Origin of the sequence: Nocardiopsis sp. NRRL B-16309, from assembly GCF_001279585.1 — a bacterium.
GTDB lineage: Bacteria > Actinomycetota > Actinomycetes > Streptosporangiales > Streptosporangiaceae > Nocardiopsis.
The window spans coordinates 66,294-84,520 of sequence record NZ_LGEC01000062.1; the positions used below are offsets into that span (position 1 = coordinate 66,294).

The following is an 18,227-nucleotide window of genomic DNA, read 5'->3' on the forward strand; positions in this document are numbered from 1 at the left end:
CATGACCAAGGCCAACATCCTTCTCGTCGACGACCGCGACGAGAACCTGATCGCGCTGGAGGCGGCGCTCACGTCCCTCGACCAGAACCTGGTCCGGGCCAACTCCGGTGAGGAGGCGCTCAAGCACCTGCTGGGCACGGACTTCGCCGTCATCCTGCTCGACGTGGTCATGCCCGGCATGGACGGTTTCGAGACGGCCGCGCACATCAAGCAGCGCGACAAGACCAAGGACGTGCCGATCATCTTCCTCACCGCGCAGGAGATCGACCGGCACCAGGTCTTCCGGGGCTACGCCTCCCGCGCCGTGGACTTCCTGCTCAAGCCGTTCGACCCCTGGGTGCTGCGCTCGAAGGTGGAGGTGTTCGTCGAGCTCCACCAGCTCAAGTCGCAGATGCGCGAGCAGGCCAGGGCCCTGCAGCGCGACCTCGGGCAGGAGACCGGCGAGCCCGGCCGGGTGCTGGCCGAACAGCTCTCGCAGCGCTCCCGGCAGGTGCAGTCCGACCTCGCCGAGCTGCGGGACCACGTCATGACCCACTACCAGGACACTGACCAGCCGCTGGTGGAGGGCGTGCGCCGGATGGACAGCTCGGTGTCGCGGCTCTCCACCCTCGTCGACACCGTGCACGGCCCCGCCTAGGGGGTCGGGCGGGCACACGTCCGGTCCGCTGTGTTTGCTTTGGGCCTCCGCTCGTTCCTCGCTTCGGCCCGTGCTCGGGGCGCTCGACCCAGCGTTCCTCGTCGTCGACCTGCCTGGCTCGCGAGCTCGCTGGCGGCCCCGTCTCCTCCTGCAGAACACTGGCGCACCCCGAGCCAACCCCCCGGACCCCCGCAGGCAGAACGCCCTACCAGGGGACCAGCATGGTGAGGCCACACCTCAGGCGGTAGCGAAGACGAGGGACCCGGCGCGAAGGCCCCGTCTTCAGGGCGCCCGAGGCGGGAGGGCGAGGCCGATGTGCTCGCCGATCTCCTCGATGAGGCCCAGATCGGCCAGTCGGAAGCTGCCCCGGGCGCTGCGCCGGATCAGCGTGAGCGCGCCGCGCACACCGCGGCTGCCCCGCAACGGTACCGACAGCAGCGAACCGGCGCCCAGGGCCGCCAGCAGCGGCACCCCGGACGCGGTGTGGCCGAACACGCCCTCGTCCTCGATCAGCGGGAAGAGCAGCGACTGGCCCCGGCCCAGCACCTCGCCGAGCACGTCGCCCTCGCCCGGCGTCGCGGCCGAGACCGCCTCGCGCAGCTCCGCGGGCGCGTCCGCCGGGCCCGCCACCCCGGCGCGGCGGGCCGCCTGCGGGTCGCCGGGCAGGTCGCACACGTCCACGACCACCCAGTCGGCGTAGGAGTCGGCCAGCAGGTCGGCGGCGTCGGCCAGGGCGAGCGGCTCCCCGGCGCCGCTGGGACCGGCGCCGCGCAGCAGCAGGCGGGTCATCCGGGTGAGCACGTCCAGCCGTCGGGCGGCCAGCACGACCACCTGGTCCTCCACCTCCGGCTCCAGGGGGGAGGGGCCCTCCTCGTCGGTCCCGCCCATCGGTGGCGACATCGCCACCAGGACGAGCGGGTGCGGCTCGGTCGGCAGCTCCAGGCGCGTCAGCGTCAGGTGCACGTCCTCGGCCCAGCCGCGCTGGGCCAGCCGGGCCTGGACGGTCGTGGACCCGCCGCCGCGCAGGACCGACGCCAGCCACGACTGCAGCGCCGCGCGCTTGCGCAGGTCGACGAAGTGCGTGAACGGCTTGCCCGTGAGATAGCCGGGCGCGCTGCCCAGCTGGGTCGCGCCGGCGTTGTTGATCCTGCGGATGTAGCCCTCGTGGTCCAGGAGCACCACCGGGACGCTGAGCTCGGCGAACATGGCGCGCAGGAGGACCCGGTCGCCGTCGTCGCCCTGGCGCCGGGGCTCGGGCTGCTCGCTGTAGGACCGGGCCAGTTCCGCGCCGGCGTCGGTGAGCAGGCGCTCGGCGTACTCCAGCTCCGTGAGCGCGGCCTCGGCGGTGCCCTGGGCGTCGTCGGGGTACATGGCGTGCGTACTGCGCAGGGCGGCGACGCGTTCACTGAGCGCAGTGGTCTCGCGCTGCAGTCCGGCGAGGTTCTCGGACACGCTCGGGTCTCCCGGTCTTCGTCGACGGCGTCTTCGGCAGTACCCGCTGCGGGGCGCTACGACACCGTTGTCCCGGTGCCCGCCCCCGACGCTAGTGGATGTCCGGACGGACCGGCGTCCGAGGTGGCGCCGAGGAGCACCCCGGGATCCGGCCTCCTCCTCGCCCGCTGCGCCGGATCACGCGAGGGCGTGCCGCCGGGGCGCGTGCCGGAGCGTCGCGGAGCAGCAGCGCCCGGTCGCGGGGGCGGATACGATTCACGTCCGGCCCGAAGGGCGGCGCACTCCCGGACCGGACCGGCGGGAGGCCCTGACGCGGAAGGAGGCCGTACGGTGTGGATCGAACGCCTGGCCCGCGACATCGGCGCGTTGGGCCAGAGCGAGGGCACCACGCTCGAACGCGCCCTGGACCAGATGAGCCGCGCCGCCGCCCTGGGCGTGCCCGGGTGCTCGGCCGCGCTCGTGGTCGTCTGGCGCGAGGTCGAGGGCCCCGACGGCTCCGTGCGGCACGTGGTGGCCGACTACGGTGCCTCCCACGCCGACCTGTCCACCGCCCTGGAGCACCAGTACACCAGCGACCAGGGGCCGACCGTGGAGGCCGTGCGCGAGATGCGCCAGGTCAGGGTCGGCGACGTCCTGCGCGAGCACCGCTGGCCGCGGTACACGAGCATGGCGGTCCAGTGCGGCGACCGCTCCTCGGTCACCGTGCCGAGCGAACTGCCGGGCGAGGGCCGGGGCGACGGGCGCGTCGTCACGTTCGGCGTCCACTCGTCCCGGGCCGACGCCTTCGACGAGGACGTCGTGGTGCCGCTCACGGCGCTGCTCGCCGAGCACGCCGCGGCGGCCCTGCACAACGTGGGCCGCCAGGCCGACGCCGCGCGCGAGACCGCGCACATGCGCCGGGCCATGTCCGCGCGTACTGTGATCGACCAGGCCAAGGGGATCATCATGCACGCCCGCGGCTGCGACGCCGACGCCGCCTTCACCGCGCTGCGGGAGGTGGCCCAGCGCAACCGGAAGAAGGTCGTGGACGTGGCCCGCGACCTCGTGGCCGAGAACACTGGACCGCAGCAGAGGATGCGCCGTCCCGGGACGGACGGGCGATGAACCCGCGGCCAAACCTGCGTGACGAGTCCCGAGCGTGACCCTGTGCCGCGATGATGTGGTCAGGGGCCGTCCGTCGACAAGGAGAACCGAGCGTGACGACAGACATCTCGACCCGCCGCGAGGATGGCGTCGTCGTGGTCACCCCCGTGGGGGAGATGGACGCGGTGACCTCCCCCGCCCTGGCCGAGGTCCTGGAGGGCGTCCTGCAGGAGCTTCCCGTGGGCGTGGTCGTCGACCTCGCCAAGGTCGGCTTCTGCGACTCCCGCTGTATCGGCGTGCTCGTGGCCGCCTTCCGCCACGCCCGCGACCAGGGCCTGGGCCTGGTCGTCGCCGAGCCCCAGCAGCAGGTGAACCGGCTGTTCGTGATCGCCGGCATCGACCAGGTCATCCCGATCCTGCCGAGCACCGGCGCCGCGGTGGACTCGCTGCGCGACCAGGGCGCCCGCGAGGGCTAGCACCCGCGGACACGTGCGGGGGCGCGGCCCGGGTGGTCCCGGGACGCGCCCCCTGACAACGCGGCGGATCAGGCGCCGACGGCCTTCTCGTAGCCGGCCAGGCGCACGCACACCGTGAGGCCGTACATCGCCCGCTCCAGCTCGGCCAGGCCGGGGAAGCTCGGCGCGATGCGGATCGTGGCGTCGCGCGGGTCGTCGCCGTAGGGGTGCGTCGCCCCGGCCGGGGTCAGCTTGATGCCCGCCTCGGCCGCGCGGCGCACGACCTCCCCGGCGCAGCCCTCGACGACCTCCAGGGTGACGAAGTAGCCGCCGTCGGGGTCGGTCCACGTGGCCAGGCCGGTGCCGCCGAGCTCCTCGGACAGGATCCGCTGCACGGCCGCGAACTTGGGCGCCAGCAGCGCGCGCTGGCGCTCCATGTGCGCGCGCACGCCGTCCGCGTCCCGCAGGAACTCCAGGTGGCGCAGCTGGTTGACCTTGTCGGGGCCGATCGAGCGCTTGGAGTTGTTGGCGGTCAGCCAGTCCACGTTGGCCGCGGAGGAGCCGAAGAAGCCGACGCCCGCACCGGCGAAGGTGACCTTGGAGGTGGAGCCGAACACGAACGCCCGGTCCGGGTTCCCGCTCTTGGCGCACGCGGCCAGCAGGTCGGCGATCTCGACCGGCTCGTCGGTGAGGTGGTGCGCGGCGTAGGCGTTGTCCCAGAAGATCCGGAAGTCGGGGGCGGCGGTCTCCATCCGGGCCAGCCGCGCCACGGTCTCGTCGCCGTAGCTGACACCGCTGGGGTTGCTGTACTTCGGCACGCACCAGATGCCCTTGACCGCCGCGTCCTCGGCGACCAGGCGCTCCACGACGTCCATGTCGGGCCCGGAGTCGTCCATGGGGACCGCGACCATCTCGATGCCGAAGCGCTCGCACAGCGCGAAGTGCCGGTCGTAGCCGGGCACCGGGCACAGGAACACGATCCGCTCCTGGTCGACCCAGCGCGACTCGGCGCCCGGCATGACGCTCAGCAGCGCGTGCACCAGGCAGTCGTGCATCATCTCCAGGCTGGAGTTGCCCCCGGCCAGCAGCTGGTCGGCCGGGACCTGCAGCACGTCGGCGAAGATCGCGCGGAGCTCGGGCAGGCCGCGCAGGCCCCCGTAGTTGCGCACGTCGGTGCCGTCGGCGGCGGTGTGGCCGCCGGGCAGGCCGAGCAGTTCCTCGGACAGGTCGAGCTGCTCGGGCGCGGGCTTGCCGCGGGTCAGGTCGAGCTTGAGGCCCTGGCCCGCGAGATCCTTGTAGTCGCGCCGAGCCTGGTCGAGGAGCCCGGGCAGGGAGTCGTCGCTCAGCTGGGTGGTCATCGTGTTTCCTCCTGTGTTGTTCGCGCGCTCGCAAGCCCGCGACGGGGGTCGGGCGCGCCGGGTTCCTCGTCGTCGCCCCGCCATGCGCGTTCCTCGCCGCGGCGACGGCTCCTCCTGCGGACTCCTGTGCGCCCCTCGCACGACTCCCAGGGGCCTGGAAGCCGGTCGGCGGACGTTTGCCGAGGATACCGAGGGTCGCCGCGTGGCGCGGCCCGGTGGTCGGCGTCCGGGCGGGCCCGGGGGCGCGCGCTCAGCGGTCCAGGAAGTGCAGGCGCACCAGCGAACCGTCGGCGTCACCGCAGATCTCCAGGAAGTCGCAGCTCTGGCGGGTGATCCACAGGCCGTAGCCGCGCGGGCGCATGGTGTCGGCCGGCCGGTAGCCGGTGAGCGGGTCCGCGAGACCGCCGCCCTCGTCGAACACGTCGCACACCCACCGCCCCGGTGCCCGCCAGACGCTCACCGTGCCCTTGCCCGCCCCGTGCTCCAGCACGTTGGCGGCCAGCTCGTTCACGGCCACGACCAGGCTGTCCACGCGGTCCGCCGGCAGGCCGACGGCCGCGCCCAGCGACGTCAGCTCCCGCCGCAGCCTCGGCAGCGACATCCCGATGTCCAGGCGGTGCACCGGGCCGGTGACGGGCAGGGGCTCGGGCTCGGTCGGCCGTGAGCCGAACGCCTCCGTGCCCAGGTATCCCGGGTTGGCGGCGGGCCCGTCCGCACCGACCATGGCGGGGTGTGTGGCCCGGAGCGCGGCCCTGACGCGCGGTGCCAGGCCGCGGTCGTCGTAGGCGCACAGCAGCCGGAGCCGCATCGGTGCCAGAGCGGTGCACAGGACGGACTCCAGGCGCATCCACTCGCGGAACTCCATGGAGGCTCCGGAGGGCAGTGGGGGCTCGGCGACCACGACCACGGGCGCGGGGTCGTGCGCGAACGCCAGGCGGTGCAGTGCGGCCAGGGCACGCCCCGGGGCGTCGTAGAGCCGGTCGGGGGCCGTGACGTGCACCCGCGCGCGCTCGGCGTGCTCCAGACCGGCGGTCACCTCGGCGGCGCGCCGGTCGTCCACCGCCAGGACGGTGTGGGCGTTTTCGCGTAGCGCGGAGCGCAGCCGCTCTCGGGCCACCTCGTGGAACTGCCGGTCGCGGCGGAAGAGCAGTCCCTGGTGATCGAAGGTCATCGTTCGGTGATGAGCTGCGCCGTGCACGGGGCCGCCGGGGCGACTCGGCGGTCCCTCCGGCGTCCGGGATGTACCCGTATTGTTCCCGGTCTCGGGGAAAGGATGCCCCGGGACCGGGAACGCGTACGCGGACGGTGCGCTGACACGGTTCAGTGCGAGGCTCCGGACAGCAGGAGGCCGTCCACCTCGTCCTCCTCGTCGTCCTCGCGCTCGGCCTGCTGGGGCCGGGACCGCTGGTAGGCGATCTCGGTCTCGACGGCGATGCGCTGCCAGGTGAACCGCGAGCGGGCACGGTCCACGGCGGCGATGCCGTAGGCGGAGCTCATGGTGGGCGTGTGCAGCACCGCGCGGACGGCGCGCGCGACCTCCTCGGGGCGCCCGAAGCGGATCAGCACGCCGCTGGTGCGGTGCAGGACGGCGCCGGGGACCGCGCCGGTGGCGGTCGCCACCACGGGCAGCCCGCAGGCCATGGCCTCCAGCACGGCGCCGCCGTAGGGGTCGTAGGAGGCGGCGGACACGTAGACGTGCGCGGAGCGGAGCAGGCGGGGCAGCTCCTTGCGGTCCACGGGGCCGGTGAGGTGCACGCGGTCGTCCACCCCGGCCTCCTTGGCCAGCAGCTCCACGCGCCGGGCGTTCTCGTCCAGGGCGACGTCGATGTCCTCGGCGGTGGAGACGAGCAGCAGTTCGGCCTCGGGCAGCCGGGTCATGGCCTCGATCAGGCGGTCGGCGCCGCCAGCCTCGGTCAGGGACGTGACCGACACCAGGCGGGGGCGCTCCTCGCGGCGCGACTGCCAGTGCTCACTGGAGGCGCTGCCCTCCACGCTGAAGTGGTCGGTGTCCACGCCGAAGGGGACGACGCTGACCTGCTGGCGCGGGACCCCGAGCCGGGCCAGCTCGCCCTGCTGGTCGGTGGAGTTGACCAGGACGTGGTCCACCCGCGAGGCCAGGACCGACTCCATCCGGGCGCGGTCGGGCCGGTGGGCGAGCCCGGAGCGCTGCTCGCTCGCGTTGAGCGAGTGGAAGGTCTGGACGATGGGCGTGGCAGCGTGGTCCCGGCCGGTGTGCGCCTGCGCGTGCAGGGCGGCCAGCCCGCTGGTCCACCCGACGGCGTGCAGCACGTCCGGGACGTCCTCGTCCAGGGCACGGGCCAGGGCGGTGCCGAAGTCGCCGGTGTGCTCGGTCTGCTCGTCGCCCGTGAGCGGGCGCCCGGGGCCCGCGTCGAGGTAGGTGACGGAGACGCCGCGCGCCATCCGGGTCCTGCCGTCCGGCTGGTCGGGCGAGCTGCGGCGCGCGTACACGGTGACCTTGTGGCCGCGTTTGGCGAGCTGTCGGGACAGCGCGCACACGTGCAGGCTCGCGGGGCAGGCCGGCTCACCGCGGTGCGCGGGGAGGGGGTTGGCGTGTTCGGCGACCATGGCGATCTTCACTGGACTGGACTCCTTGGACACATCACCGTGTCCGTCGTGGGTGGGCCCGAAGGGACTCCTGAGCGGGGACGGAATCCTTGCGGGCGGTACAGGGAGCGCGGCGCCGTCCGGAGTCGGGGACGCCACGGGGCGGGGGCACGGCCGGAAGGAGAGGACGGTTCGCGGTCAGTGAGGGGGCGGGTGGCCCCGCGGGGCGGGCGCGGTGCCGGGCGGCGAACGCAGGGCAGCACGGAGCGCCGTGCGCGAGCGGTGCACACGGTGGCCCGGAGGCGGAGTGAGAAGGGAAGGAAGGGGAAGACGCAAGGAGACCACACCAAACGACCGGTCGAGGAGAGAACCGAGGCCACCGCCGGGCCCGAGGGGCCGCGCGCGGGGCGGTCGTGTGTGTCTGCGTCTTAGACACCCAACGGGACCCATTCTGCCAGACGCTTCGGAACCCGACAACGCCGTGCGGGCGCCCGACACGGGTCGAAGGTCCTGAAAAGCGCATGACGGGGGCATCGGCGGGGCTCCTGTGCTCAGGGCGCCCGCGCGGAAGACCCCTTCGGTGCCGTCCGAAAAGACCCGAGAACCCCGGGACCCGCGCGTTCGTCCCACCTTGTGGCGGGCACTGTCGGCTCGGTTCCAACACCGCTAGTGTCAGACCCGGACGCGGGACCGCCACGGGCGCTCCGCACATGCCCGACACAGCGCTTTCGATGGCCGGAAGTGGGCCTGGAACTGCGTATCCGGGTGTTTTCCGCCATGATGTACGCGGATTTTGACCGACTCCTGCGGTGGCTCGGTACGGTTACAGAATCCAGACGTTGAACGGGACTCGACCAAGGTCCGGCCGCACGCGCCGGGCGACCGGCCACGGCCGACGAAACGGGAGGAAGGGCGTATGGGTGTCGCTGGTGGGGAAGTCATTGTCACGGCCCTCACGCACCGGGGCGCTATCCGCCCCGCCAACGAGGACGCCGTCGTCATGGGTGCCCTGACCGTGGCCAGTGCGAACATGACGTCGCCGGTGCGCTGTGTCCTGCCAGTGGGCGAGCCCGTCATCCTCGCCGTCGCCGACGGCATCGGAGGCCAGGCCGCGGGCGAGATCGCCTCGGAGCACGCGGTGCACCGGATGGCCGAGATGGGGCCGAGGCTGAACGGCCCCGAGGAGATCGCCCAGCTGCTGAGCAACATCGACGAGGAGATCAAGGACCACGCCACCCAGCACACCGAGTTCTCCGGGATGGGGACCACGGTCGCGGGGGTCCTGCTCAACAACGACGGCAACTTCTGGTTCAACGTCGGCGACTCGCGGACCTACCGCCTGGAGGGCCGGCGCCTGCGCCAGCTCTCCGAGGACGACTCCCCGGCCCTGCCGCCGTCGGAGGACGGGCGCCCCGTCACCACGAACTTCATCACCCAGTCCCTGGGCGGCAGCTCCGGCGGCTCGATGGTCCCGCACGTGGGCCGTGACGAGGCCGCCGACCCCAGCGCCTGGCTCATGTGCAGCGACGGCCTGTCGGACCTGGTCCTGCCCGAGGAGATGGAGCGGATGATCGCCGAGGCGGGCAGCGACGAGGCCGCCGTCCACGCCCTGTGGCAGGCCGCCATGGAGGCGGGCGGCAAGGACAACATCAGCATCCTGCTGGCTCGGCGCGTCTGAGGCTCGGGCGCCCGGTAGACGGGGCCTTCGGTCCTTCCGGTGCACGCCCTCGTTCCTCGGGAGCGCACCTCCAGGCCCTCCAGGCCCCGTCGGCGCCCTCACTTGTGTTTGCCTTGGGCCTCCGCTCGTTCCTCGCTTCGGCCGGGGCGCCCGGTAGACGGGGCCTTCGGTCCTTCCGGTGCACGCCCTCGTTCCTCGGGAGTGCACCTCCAGGTCCTCCAGGACCCCGTCGGCGCCCTCACTTGTGTTTGCCTTGGGCCTCCGCTCGTTCCTCGCTTCGGCCCGACCAACCCCCTGCGGCCACGGTGAGCGGGACCGTTACGGCCCGGGGCACCCACGAGCACGGCCGTCGGCACTGAGGCCCGGACACGGTGACGTGTCCGGGCCTCAGTGCCGTCCCGGCGGTCCCGTCACCGGGAGGCGCCGGCACGGGTCGTCAGGATCCGCCGGGGCGGTTGCGCAGGCGGACCGCCACCAGCACGACCGCGCCGATCCCGGCGAGCGCGACCAGGCCGACGACCACGAGCGCGGCCACGGACAGGGCGCCCTCCTCCGCCTCGGTCGAGGCGGCCGGCGACGGGTCGGCGGTCTCCTCTCCGGCCTCGTCCGCCGGAGCCTCCTCCTCGGCCGGCTCCTCGGTCTCCTCCGGGGCCGCGGCGGCCGCCGCCTCCTCCGAGACCGTGAACTCCAGCGAGTCCTGGATGGGGTGGCCGTCGGAGGAGACGACCTGGAAGGCGAGCGTGTAGTCGCCGCTGTCCATGATCGGCAGCAGCGGGACGGACACGTCGGTGCCGTCGAACACCAGGGCGCCGTCCTGGTACTCCTCGCCGTCGGGGCCGGTCACCACGATGGCACTGGCCTCGGGGCTCTCCATCGGCGGGTTGTTGAAGGTCAGAACGACCTCCTCGGGCACCGTGTCCACGGTGTCGCCGTCCTCCGGCGAGGAACCGGTCAGCACGTCGTGCGCCATGGCGGGAGCGGGCGCCAGGACGACGGCGGCCGCTGTGAAGGGGATCAGTGCGGCCGAGGCCGCTCTGCGCAGGATGGTCATGGTCTCTCTCAGGGTCGGATGCGGTTCGCGTCCGGTCCGCGGCGTCGGCGCGCGCGGCCCGGGTCCTCAGGTGGCGGTGAGGAGCGAACCGGGAGGACCCCGCGGGCCGTGCGCCCGGACCGGGGCCCACCGCGGACGGGAGCCGGTCGGCCCGTTCACCGCGCACGCCCGCGCGTGCGGCGACGGACGGGACGCGCGCAGCAGCGGCGGCAGCGCGCGTGCCAGGAGCACGGCCAGGGACCACAGGGCCGACTCGCCGTGCGCGAGCAGCGCCGAGGCCAGCAGCGCGGCCCACAGGTGGGCCAGGAGCATCCCGGGGGAGAGCCCGAGCGCGTGGGTGAGCAGCCCGTGCCCGGAGTGGCCGGTCCCGGCGAACGCCGAACCCGTGCCGCCCGCCCCCTGCATGGCCAGGTGCAGCACGATCTGGACCGGGGCCAGCACGGCGAAGACCTCGCCGAAGCTCCGCATGATCCGGGTGAAGTGCCACAGCACGGGCGTCAGGACCGCCGTGGCGAGGAGGAATCCACCGCCGTCCGACGCCCCGCCCGCCCACAGCTGGTGCCCCGCCCAGCTCAGGCCGGTGCACGCCCCGGCGAGGAACGCCGTGCGCACCAGGCGGAGCGGGCCGTGCGCCGGCGCGATGGAGGCAGGGCTGAGCCGTTGGTGTCCGTTGGGGGTGGTAGCCCGTTCCTGCGGGGAGCGCCCCCGACGGGCGATGGCGGGTGACGGGCAGGCAGGGTCCACGTGACCGAACCTAAGCGGTGCCACGGCCGGTCGCAAGGCACGAACGCGGAAGGGCCGCCGGGCGCGGTCGTCCGCGATCCCGACGGCCCCGGGCTCGCGCCCCGACCGACGCCTCAGGAGGCCGGAACCAGTTCACGCCGCATGTAGCGGCGCTGCTCGGGGGTGGTGCCACCCCAGACGCCATGCGCCTCTCCGGCCCTCAGGGCCCACCGCAGGCACTCTTGGCGAACAGTACAACTGCGGCAGACGGCGACGGCCTGCTCGGTGTCGACGCGCCCGATCCCGGTGCTGCTCACCGGAAAGAAGATCTCCGGGTCGTACGAACGGCAGTTGCCCTGCTCGACCCAGTCCTCGCTCTCGTGGTACAGGCGGTTCACGGGCGCCTCCGATCCGTGGCTTGTGGTCCGTGGCCAGCGGCCCGCACCGTGTCTCCCACGGCGGGGTCAGCGAAGCTCGCGCTCCCGTCACCGGCCAGAGGTGATCGACCCGGCTGGACTGCGGCGACGCGATGCGACCAAGTGTAGTACTACATGAGGTCGTACTACACGGAGTCTGCGCCAAAATCTGTGAATCGGCAAGGACGTCGGCGGCCGTCGGACCCGTTCTGCCCACCCGTACGCCAACGGAGGGCCATGTGTCGTTCCGGAGTCGGCAACGTCGCGAAGGGCGCCCACAGCGGGGGTTTCGCAGCGCACGACGCCGCCCGCGGCCTACACGATGTGCGACGTGACGTGCCGATCGGCCCCGTTCACCCGTTATGTCGCGAGGTTTCCACCGAGTTGATGTGACTTAACGCACGCTTAATATTGCTCGTTCAGGCTCTATGTTTGACCCTGACGGCCGCGGCGCGCCATCGGCGGACCCCGGCGGTCCGGGGCCTTCCCGGCCCCCGGTGAGGATGCCGAAGCGCCTGATGGGGGCGGCGTCAGCCGCTCTCCGGGCGGGGTGGTCGCCCCGCGCGAATGCCCAGGTCACAGGCTCGCACCGCTGTTAAATGAACAAGCCATACCCCATGCGGGCGGGCCGAAACATCTGCGAGGAATCTCCCTGAAATCCCATTGACCTTCGTTCGCTATGTTCGATCGACGTGCCACATCAACGAACGAATCTCCAAGCACGCGATCACGCTGACGCCGGAGCCGAGCGCTCCGAGACCACAGGGGCCGCGGGCCATGGAGGCGTGCGCCTGTCGCACCCGTCCGTGGAGGACGGTCCGCTCATGTGGCGGCTGGCGGGGGCGACGGGAATGGACGTCAACTCCCCGTACGCCTACACGCTCTGGTGCAGGGACTTCGCGACCAGCAGTGTCGTGGCCAAGGACGCCGACGGCCGTCTCGCCGCCTTCGTCACCGGCTATGTCCGTCCCGACGACCCGGACACCTACTTCCTCTGGCAGGTCGCCGTCGACTCCGCGTACCGCGGACAGCGGCTGGCCCGCCGGATGCTCGACTTCATCGGGGACCGCATCATCGAACGGGGTATGACTCACCTCGAAGCGACCGTTACACCGGACAACGCCGCATCCCGCGCGCTGTTCGCGTCGTTCGCCCGTGACCGCGGTACCGAGGCCGTGTGGAGTCCGCTCTTCGGCGTGGAGCACTTCCCCGCCGGAGGGGACACACCGCACGAACCCGAGGACCTCGTTCGGATCGGCCCGTTCGGGCCGCGACCGAGCCAAGGGCGTGACTGAACATCCGCACCGGATCGATCGATCCTGACCCACCCCGTCGTCAAAGCCACGAGCCCACGAACTTGGGGAAAGGAACCAAGGAACACACGATGGAGACCTTCCAGCGCCTCGAATCCGAAGTCCGCGGATACTGCCGCAACTGGCCTGTCGTCTTCGACAAGGCCGTCGGCAGCCACGTGTACGACGAGACCGGCAAGCCCTATCTCGACTTCTTCGCCGGGGCGGGCTCCCTCAACTACGGGCACAACAACCCGAAGCTGAAGACCAAGCTCATCGAGTATCTGACCGACGACCGCATCGTCCACAGCCTTGATGCCTACAGCGTCGCCAAACGCGACTTCCTGAAAACCTTCGAGGAGATCGTCCTCAAACCGCGCGACCTGGACTACAAGATCCAGTTCCCCGGCCCGGCGGGCAACAACGCCGTCGAGGCCGCGCTGAAGCTGGCGCGCAAGTACACCGGTCGCGAGACCATCATCAACTTCACCAACGGCTTCCACGGCATGACCCTGGGCGCCTTGGCCGTCACCGGCAACTCGATGAAGCGCGGCGGCGCCGGCGTTCCGCTGGACCACGTCGCCACGATGCCGTTCGACAACTACCTGGACGGCCAGACGCCGGACTTCCTCTGGCTGCGCACCCTGCTGGAGGACAGCGGGTCCGGCCTGGACAAGCCCGCGGCCGTCATCGTCGAGGCGATCCAGGGCGAGGGCGGCATCAACGTCGCCAGCGCCACCTGGCTGCGCGGCCTCTCCGAGGTCTGCCGCGAGTACGACATGCTGCTGATCGTCGACGACATCCAGATGGGCTGCGGCCGCACCGGCGACTTCTTCAGCTTCGAGGAGGCCGGGATCACCCCGGACATCGTCACGCTGTCCAAGTCCATCAGCGGCTACGGCCTGCCCATGGCGCTCACCCTGTTCAAGCGCGAGCTGGACGTGTGGGAGCCCGGCGAGCACAACGGCACCTTCCGTGGCTTCAACCCCGCCATGGTCACCGGTTCCGAGGCGCTGCGCCAGTTCTGGAGCGACGACGAGTTCGCCACCGCCACCAAGGCCAAGGGCGACATGGTCGCCGCCCGCCTGGGCGAGATGGCGGCGGAGTTCCCCGAGGTCGGCGCGCACGTGCGCGGTCGCGGACTGGCACGCGGCCTTGCTTTCGAGGACACTGGGATCGCCAAGCGGCTCGCCGCCGAGTCCTTCGACCGGGGGCTGCTCGTCGAGACCTCCGGACCCGAGGACGAGGTCGCCAAGCTCCTGCCGCCGCTGACGGCGACCGAGGAGGAGCTGACGGCCGGACTGGACATCATGGCGGACGCCGCCCGCGCGGCCGTCAAGGTGGCCCAGCCCGCCTAGGACATCCGGGGACCGCTCCACCTTCGGGTGGCGGGGCCGGTCGGTACACCGTGGACCACGGGATGCCGATCGGCCCCTCCCCTTGTTACACCAGCACAGACACGGACTGACGGCGCACCCGCGCAGAAGGAGACAGCAGTGATCGTTCGCAGCCTGGACGACGTCAACGACACCGAGCGCGACGTCAAGCACGGCAACTGGCGCAGCCGCCGGGTCATCCTCGCCAAGGAGGGTGTGGGGTTCTCCTTCCACGAGACCGTCCTCTACGCGGGCACCGAGACGACCATGTGGTACGCCAACCACGTCGAGCTCGTGCACTGCATCGAGGGCGAGGCGGAGCTGACCAACGAGGAGACCGGGGAGAAGCACACCATCACCCCGGGCACGCTGTACCTGCTCGACGGTCACGAGAAGCACACGCTCCGCATCAAGAAGGACTTCCGGGTGCTGTGCGTGTTCAACCCGCCCGTGACGGGGCGCGAGGTCCACGATGAGAACGGTGTCTACCCGCTCATCGTCGAGGAGCCCGACGGCGAGCAGTCGTCGCTCGTCTGACGAGTACGGGCAGGGGACCGGGCCTCCGCTGAGGTGGACGCACGGTCCCGCGCGCGGCGCTTCCGAGGGGGCCGGGTCATCACCGTGGGTGGTGGCCCGGCCCCCTCGTGTCGCGACCACCGTGTGATGGGACGTGTGGGGCGGCGGACGCGCGAGTGTCCGGAGTCACGGACCCCAGGGTGACGGCAGCCGAAACCCAGGGTCACAAGGTGCAGGTGGAGTGCTTGGAGCTGGGCAAACGGGTGGTCACCCGATGGTCAGCCATGCATAACCAGTGCATAACGGACCAAACATGTCCTGTTAGCGCAAGGTGGGGTAGGGGAGGGACAACCCGTACCAGTGCCGCCGACCCGTGTTCCGGTCGGCGGACGGCACCCGCGGCACCGCGCCGCGGTGCGCCGGCCTCCGGCGTCCCACCATCCGAATGCGCGGCGTCCTCGCCCTGACCTCGGGGCACAGACGCCGCTCCGCGAGTTATTTCGAGGAGCAGTCGTGAAGAAGCAGGTACCAGCGGTCAAGCGAGGAACCTGGGGCCGCCGAGACGCACTCCGACTGGGTGGAGTGGGGCTCGCCACGGCCGGCCTCGCCGCCTGCAGCCGGGTCGACGACGGAGGTGGCGAGGAGGGCGGGCCGAGCCTGCTCGAAAGCCTGCGCGAGCAGGGCTTCGTCGCGGTCGGTCTGGCCAACGAGATCCCGTTCGGCTTCATCGACGGCTCCGGTGAGCCGGCCGGGCAGTCCCCGGCCGTCGCCCAGGCCGTCTTCGAGGAGCTGGGCGTTCCCGAGATCCAGGCCTCCCCGGTGGCCTGGGACGGTCTGATCCCCGGCCTCCAGGCCAACCGCTTCGACGTCATCGCGGCGGGCATGTTCATCACGCCGGAGCGCTGTGAACAGGTCGCCTTCTCCGAGCCCACCGCCACCTCGCCCGAGGCGTTCATGGTGCCCGAGGGCAACCCGGAGAACATCCAGCACTTCACGGACTTCGCGGACAACCCCGACCTCACGCTGGCGGTCCTCAACGGCTCGGTCGAGCAGACCTACGCCGAGCACTTCGGTGTCCCCGAGGACCAGATGGAGCTCATCTCCAACCAGACCGCCGGGTACGAGCTGCTGGAGTCCGGCCGTGCCGACGCGATGTCCATGCTGAGCGTGTCGCACACCTACCTGCTCCTGGACCGCGGCGGCCCCTTCGAGGTCACCGAGGCCTTCTTCCCCGAGATCGACGGCAAGGAGGAGCGCGGCTGGGGCGGTCTGGCCTTCCGCCAGGAGGACACCGAACTCCTGGAGGAGGTCAACCGGGTGATCGCCGAGTTCAAGGAGAACGGCCGCCTGCTGGAACTGGGCGAGGAGTGGGGCTTCACCGAGGCCGACCTGCCCGACGAGACCACCACCGCCCAGCTCTGCGAGGGCTGATCGAGCCGTGGAGTTCCTGATCGAGCGGCTTCCGCTCTATCTCGACGGCGCGTGGGTCACCATCCAGCTCACCATCGGCGGCAGTGCCCTGGCCTTCGTCCTGGCCATGGTCTTCGGCACGCTCGGCAGCATGAAGCACTGGCTGCCGAGGGCCGTGGCCACGGTCTACGTCGAGGTGTTCCGGGGCATCGCCGCCCTGGTGCTGATGTTCTGGATGGCCTACGCGCTGCCGGTGGCCACCGGCTTCCAGCTGGAGGACAGGTTCGCCGCGATCGTCGCCCTGGGCCTGAACGTCGGCGCGTACGGTGCCGAGGTCGTCAGGGCGGCGATCAACGCCGTCCCCAAGGCGCAGGTCGAGGCGACGGTCGCGCTGAACATGTCCTGGTTCCAGCGCACGCGCCTGGTGGTGCTGCCGCAGGCCTGGGCCCAGATGCTGCCCACCTTCGGCAACCTCGTCATCGAGCTGATGAAGGCCACCGCCGTCGCCTACCTCATCGGGGTGGCCGACCTGACCGCAGTGGCGCAGCAGATGCGCCAGGGCACCGGCGAGACGATCATCGCCTTCGTGGGCGCCCTCATCCTCTACTACCTGATCGCGCAGGTGCTGATCTCCGGCATGCGACTGCTCGAACGCCGGGCCAACCGCAGGCTCGGCCGGACACCCTCGGGCGGCACGGGGCTGAGCGCCCTGCTCAAGTACCCGGCCGTCGGCGGCGGAAGCGCGGGGGTGGGCTAGATGTGGGACTTCGAGTTCACCCTGGAGGTCATGCCCGACCTCCTGGAGGGCCTGTGGATCACCGTCCAGGCCACCGTGATGGGCTACCTCATCGCGCTCGCGCTCGGCCTGGCCATCGCCATGGTCCGGCGCGTGCCCTACGCCGGCGGCGTCGTCCACGCGGTGATGGAGTTCATCCGCACCACGCCCCTCCTCGTCCAGCTGGTCTTCGTCTTCCTCGTCGCCCCGAGCACCGTCTCGGGCATGACGATCGGCGTCGTGGTGCTGGGCGTCCACTACTCGGCCTACACCGCCGAGGTGTACCGCTCGGGGATCGAGGGCGTGGCCAAGGGCCAGTGGGAGGCGGCCCGGGCACTGAGCCTGCCCGCGCGGCGGACCTGGGGGGCCATCGTGCTGCCCCAGGCCATCCGGAAGGTCATCCCGGCCCTGGGCAACTACCTCATCGCGATGTTCAAGGACACGCCCCTGCTCTTCGCCATCGGTGTGGCCGAGCTCCTGACCCAGGCGCAGCGGCTCGGCGCGGCGAACTTCCGCGTGGTGGAGATGTACACCCTGGTCGGCTTCCTCTTCCTCATCGTGAGCATCCCCTCCGCGATCCTGATCCGACGACTGGAGCGACGCTATGCCGCCGTCTGAGACCCCACTGCACGAAGGACCACAGGGCGTCGAGGGCCAGCCGCTGATCGTCTTCGACCAGGTGGTCAAGCGCTTCGGCGACCTGACCGTGCTCGACCACCTGGACTTCCAGGTCGACCCCGGAGAGCGCGTCACGCTCATCGGACCGAGCGGATCGGGCAAGACGACCATCCTGCGGCTCCTGATGACCCTGGAGAAGGTCACCGAGGGACACATCTGGGTGGACGGCGAGCCGTTCAGCCACATGCCCCGCGGCTCCGGCCTGGCGCCGGCCAGCGAGAGCTACCTGCGGGCCAAGCGCAGGCGCGTGGGCATGGTGTTCCAGCAGTTCAACCTGTTCCCGAACATGACCGTGCGGCAGAACATCACCGAGGCGCCGATCCACGTCCTGGGCACGCCCAAGGACGAGGCCAACCAGCGTGCGAGCGACCTGCTCGACCTGGTCGGCCTCGGCGAGAAGATCGACGCCCACCCGACGCAGCTCTCCGGAGGCCAGCAGCAGCGCGTGGCGATCGCCCGCGCGCTGGCGATGCAGCCGGAGATCCTGCTCCTGGACGAGGTCACCTCGGCCCTGGACCCGGAGCTGGTGGCCGGTGTCCTGGACGTGCTGCGCGAGATCGCGGAGACGACCGACATCACCATGCTGTGCGTGACCCACGAGATGGGCTTCGCGCGGGACGTGTCCCACCGCGTCCTGATGTTCGACCAGGGCCAGATCGCAGAGGAGGGCCACCCGGACCAGATCTTCGGCGACCCGCGGGAGGAGCGGACCAAGTCCTTCCTCCGGTCGGTCCTGGACAACGGGGACTGACCCTGTGCCGC

Annotated in this window: 18 protein-coding genes; 11 read left to right on the top strand and 7 right to left on the bottom strand. The window is 71.5% G+C overall.

Going from position 1 to position 18,227, the window contains the following annotated elements:
* Position 1 precedes the first annotated feature (1 nt).
* Positions 2 to 637 carry a two-component system response regulator gene (locus tag ADL05_RS08875; RefSeq protein WP_053616396.1) on the top strand — a complete coding sequence of 212 codons (636 nt, stop codon included), beginning with the start codon at positions 2 to 4 and terminating at the stop codon, positions 635 to 637.
* Positions 638 to 919: 282 nt separating this feature from the next.
* On the opposite strand, the gene ADL05_RS08880 is transcribed toward ADL05_RS08875, so the two are convergent.
* Entirely contained in the window at positions 920 to 2,089 is a 1,170-nt protein-coding gene (locus tag ADL05_RS08880; RefSeq protein ID WP_053616397.1) for a GAF domain-containing protein, read from the bottom strand.
* A gap of 330 nt (positions 2,090 to 2,419) precedes the next feature.
* Here ADL05_RS08880 and ADL05_RS08885 point away from each other — a divergent pair, with 330 nt between their 5' ends.
* The gene (locus tag ADL05_RS08885; protein ID WP_053616398.1) at positions 2,420 to 3,193 is read left to right on the top strand and encodes an ANTAR domain-containing response regulator; all 774 of its coding nucleotides are present in this window, start codon (positions 2,420 to 2,422) and stop codon (positions 3,191 to 3,193) included.
* A 92-nt stretch (positions 3,194 to 3,285) separates the two neighbouring features.
* A complete protein-coding gene (locus ADL05_RS08890) occupies positions 3,286 to 3,648 on the top strand; it encodes an STAS domain-containing protein (protein ID WP_053616399.1) in 363 nt (120 codons plus the stop codon).
* A gap of 68 nt (positions 3,649 to 3,716) precedes the next feature.
* Here ADL05_RS08890 and ADL05_RS08895 read toward each other — a convergent pair whose 3' ends face one another.
* The 3 genes from ADL05_RS08895 to ADL05_RS08905 all read right to left on the bottom strand — a co-directional run bounded on the left by ADL05_RS08895 (position 3,717) and on the right by ADL05_RS08905 (position 7,583).
* Positions 3,717 to 4,985 (bottom strand): aminotransferase class I/II-fold pyridoxal phosphate-dependent enzyme, encoded by a 1,269-nt coding sequence (locus ADL05_RS08895; RefSeq protein WP_053616400.1) that lies wholly within the window; start codon positions 4,983 to 4,985, stop codon positions 3,717 to 3,719.
* Positions 4,986 to 5,235: 250 nt separating this feature from the next.
* Complete coding sequence (locus tag ADL05_RS08900) at positions 5,236 to 6,156, bottom strand: anti-sigma factor RsbA family regulatory protein (protein WP_053616401.1); 921 nt, start codon at positions 6,154 to 6,156, stop codon at positions 5,236 to 5,238.
* 149 nt (positions 6,157 to 6,305) lie between these two features.
* Positions 6,306 to 7,583 (bottom strand): glycosyltransferase, encoded by a 1,278-nt coding sequence (locus tag ADL05_RS08905; RefSeq protein WP_053616402.1) that lies wholly within the window; start codon positions 7,581 to 7,583, stop codon positions 6,306 to 6,308.
* Positions 7,584 to 8,466: 883 nt separating this feature from the next.
* Between ADL05_RS08905 and ADL05_RS08910 the strand changes: the two genes are divergently transcribed.
* Entirely contained in the window at positions 8,467 to 9,228 is a 762-nt protein-coding gene (locus ADL05_RS08910) for a PP2C family serine/threonine-protein phosphatase (RefSeq protein ID WP_053616403.1), read from the top strand.
* A 436-nt stretch (positions 9,229 to 9,664) separates the two neighbouring features.
* On the opposite strand, the gene ADL05_RS30405 is transcribed toward ADL05_RS08910, so the two are convergent.
* The 3 genes from ADL05_RS30405 to ADL05_RS08925 form a co-directional block, all read right to left on the bottom strand.
* Complete coding sequence (locus tag ADL05_RS30405; protein ID WP_231640669.1) at positions 9,665 to 10,279, bottom strand: copper resistance CopC family protein; 615 nt, start codon at positions 10,277 to 10,279, stop codon at positions 9,665 to 9,667.
* A 66-nt stretch (positions 10,280 to 10,345) separates the two neighbouring features.
* On the bottom strand, positions 10,346 to 11,023 hold the full coding sequence (locus ADL05_RS30410; protein ID WP_369800913.1) for a copper resistance protein: 678 nt from the start codon (positions 11,021 to 11,023) through the stop codon (positions 10,346 to 10,348).
* 113 nt (positions 11,024 to 11,136) lie between these two features.
* Positions 11,137 to 11,400 (bottom strand): WhiB family transcriptional regulator, encoded by a 264-nt coding sequence (locus ADL05_RS08925; RefSeq protein ID WP_053616404.1) that lies wholly within the window; start codon positions 11,398 to 11,400, stop codon positions 11,137 to 11,139.
* An 842-nt stretch (positions 11,401 to 12,242) separates the two neighbouring features.
* On the opposite strand from ADL05_RS08925, the gene ectA reads away from it, so the two are divergent.
* The 7 genes from ectA to ehuA all read left to right on the top strand — a co-directional run bounded on the left by ectA (position 12,243) and on the right by ehuA (position 18,216).
* A complete protein-coding gene (gene ectA, locus ADL05_RS08930) occupies positions 12,243 to 12,713 on the top strand; it encodes a diaminobutyrate acetyltransferase (RefSeq protein WP_053616434.1) in 471 nt (156 codons plus the stop codon).
* A gap of 89 nt (positions 12,714 to 12,802) precedes the next feature.
* Positions 12,803 to 14,068 (top strand): diaminobutyrate--2-oxoglutarate transaminase, encoded by a 1,266-nt coding sequence (gene ectB / locus ADL05_RS08935; protein ID WP_053616405.1) that lies wholly within the window; start codon positions 12,803 to 12,805, stop codon positions 14,066 to 14,068.
* 138 nt (positions 14,069 to 14,206) lie between these two features.
* A complete protein-coding gene (locus ADL05_RS08940; RefSeq protein WP_053616406.1) occupies positions 14,207 to 14,623 on the top strand; it encodes an ectoine synthase in 417 nt (138 codons plus the stop codon).
* A gap of 561 nt (positions 14,624 to 15,184) precedes the next feature.
* Positions 15,185 to 16,033: an ectoine/hydroxyectoine ABC transporter substrate-binding protein EhuB gene (gene ehuB, locus ADL05_RS08945; RefSeq protein ID WP_053616407.1), complete on the top strand. Its 849-nt coding sequence runs from the start codon at positions 15,185 to 15,187 to the stop codon at positions 16,031 to 16,033.
* 7 nt (positions 16,034 to 16,040) lie between these two features.
* On the top strand, positions 16,041 to 16,769 hold the full coding sequence (gene ehuC, locus ADL05_RS08950; RefSeq protein ID WP_053616408.1) for an ectoine/hydroxyectoine ABC transporter permease subunit EhuC: 729 nt from the start codon (positions 16,041 to 16,043) through the stop codon (positions 16,767 to 16,769).
* Positions 16,770 to 17,405 carry an ectoine/hydroxyectoine ABC transporter permease subunit EhuD gene (gene ehuD, locus ADL05_RS08955; protein WP_053616409.1) on the top strand — a complete coding sequence of 212 codons (636 nt, stop codon included), beginning with the start codon at positions 16,770 to 16,772 and terminating at the stop codon, positions 17,403 to 17,405.
* A complete protein-coding gene (gene ehuA / locus ADL05_RS08960) occupies positions 17,392 to 18,216 on the top strand; it encodes an ectoine/hydroxyectoine ABC transporter ATP-binding protein EhuA (protein ID WP_053616410.1) in 825 nt (274 codons plus the stop codon). The genes ehuD and ehuA overlap by 14 nt, the downstream gene beginning before the upstream one ends.
* Positions 18,217 to 18,227: the final 11 nt, after the last annotated feature.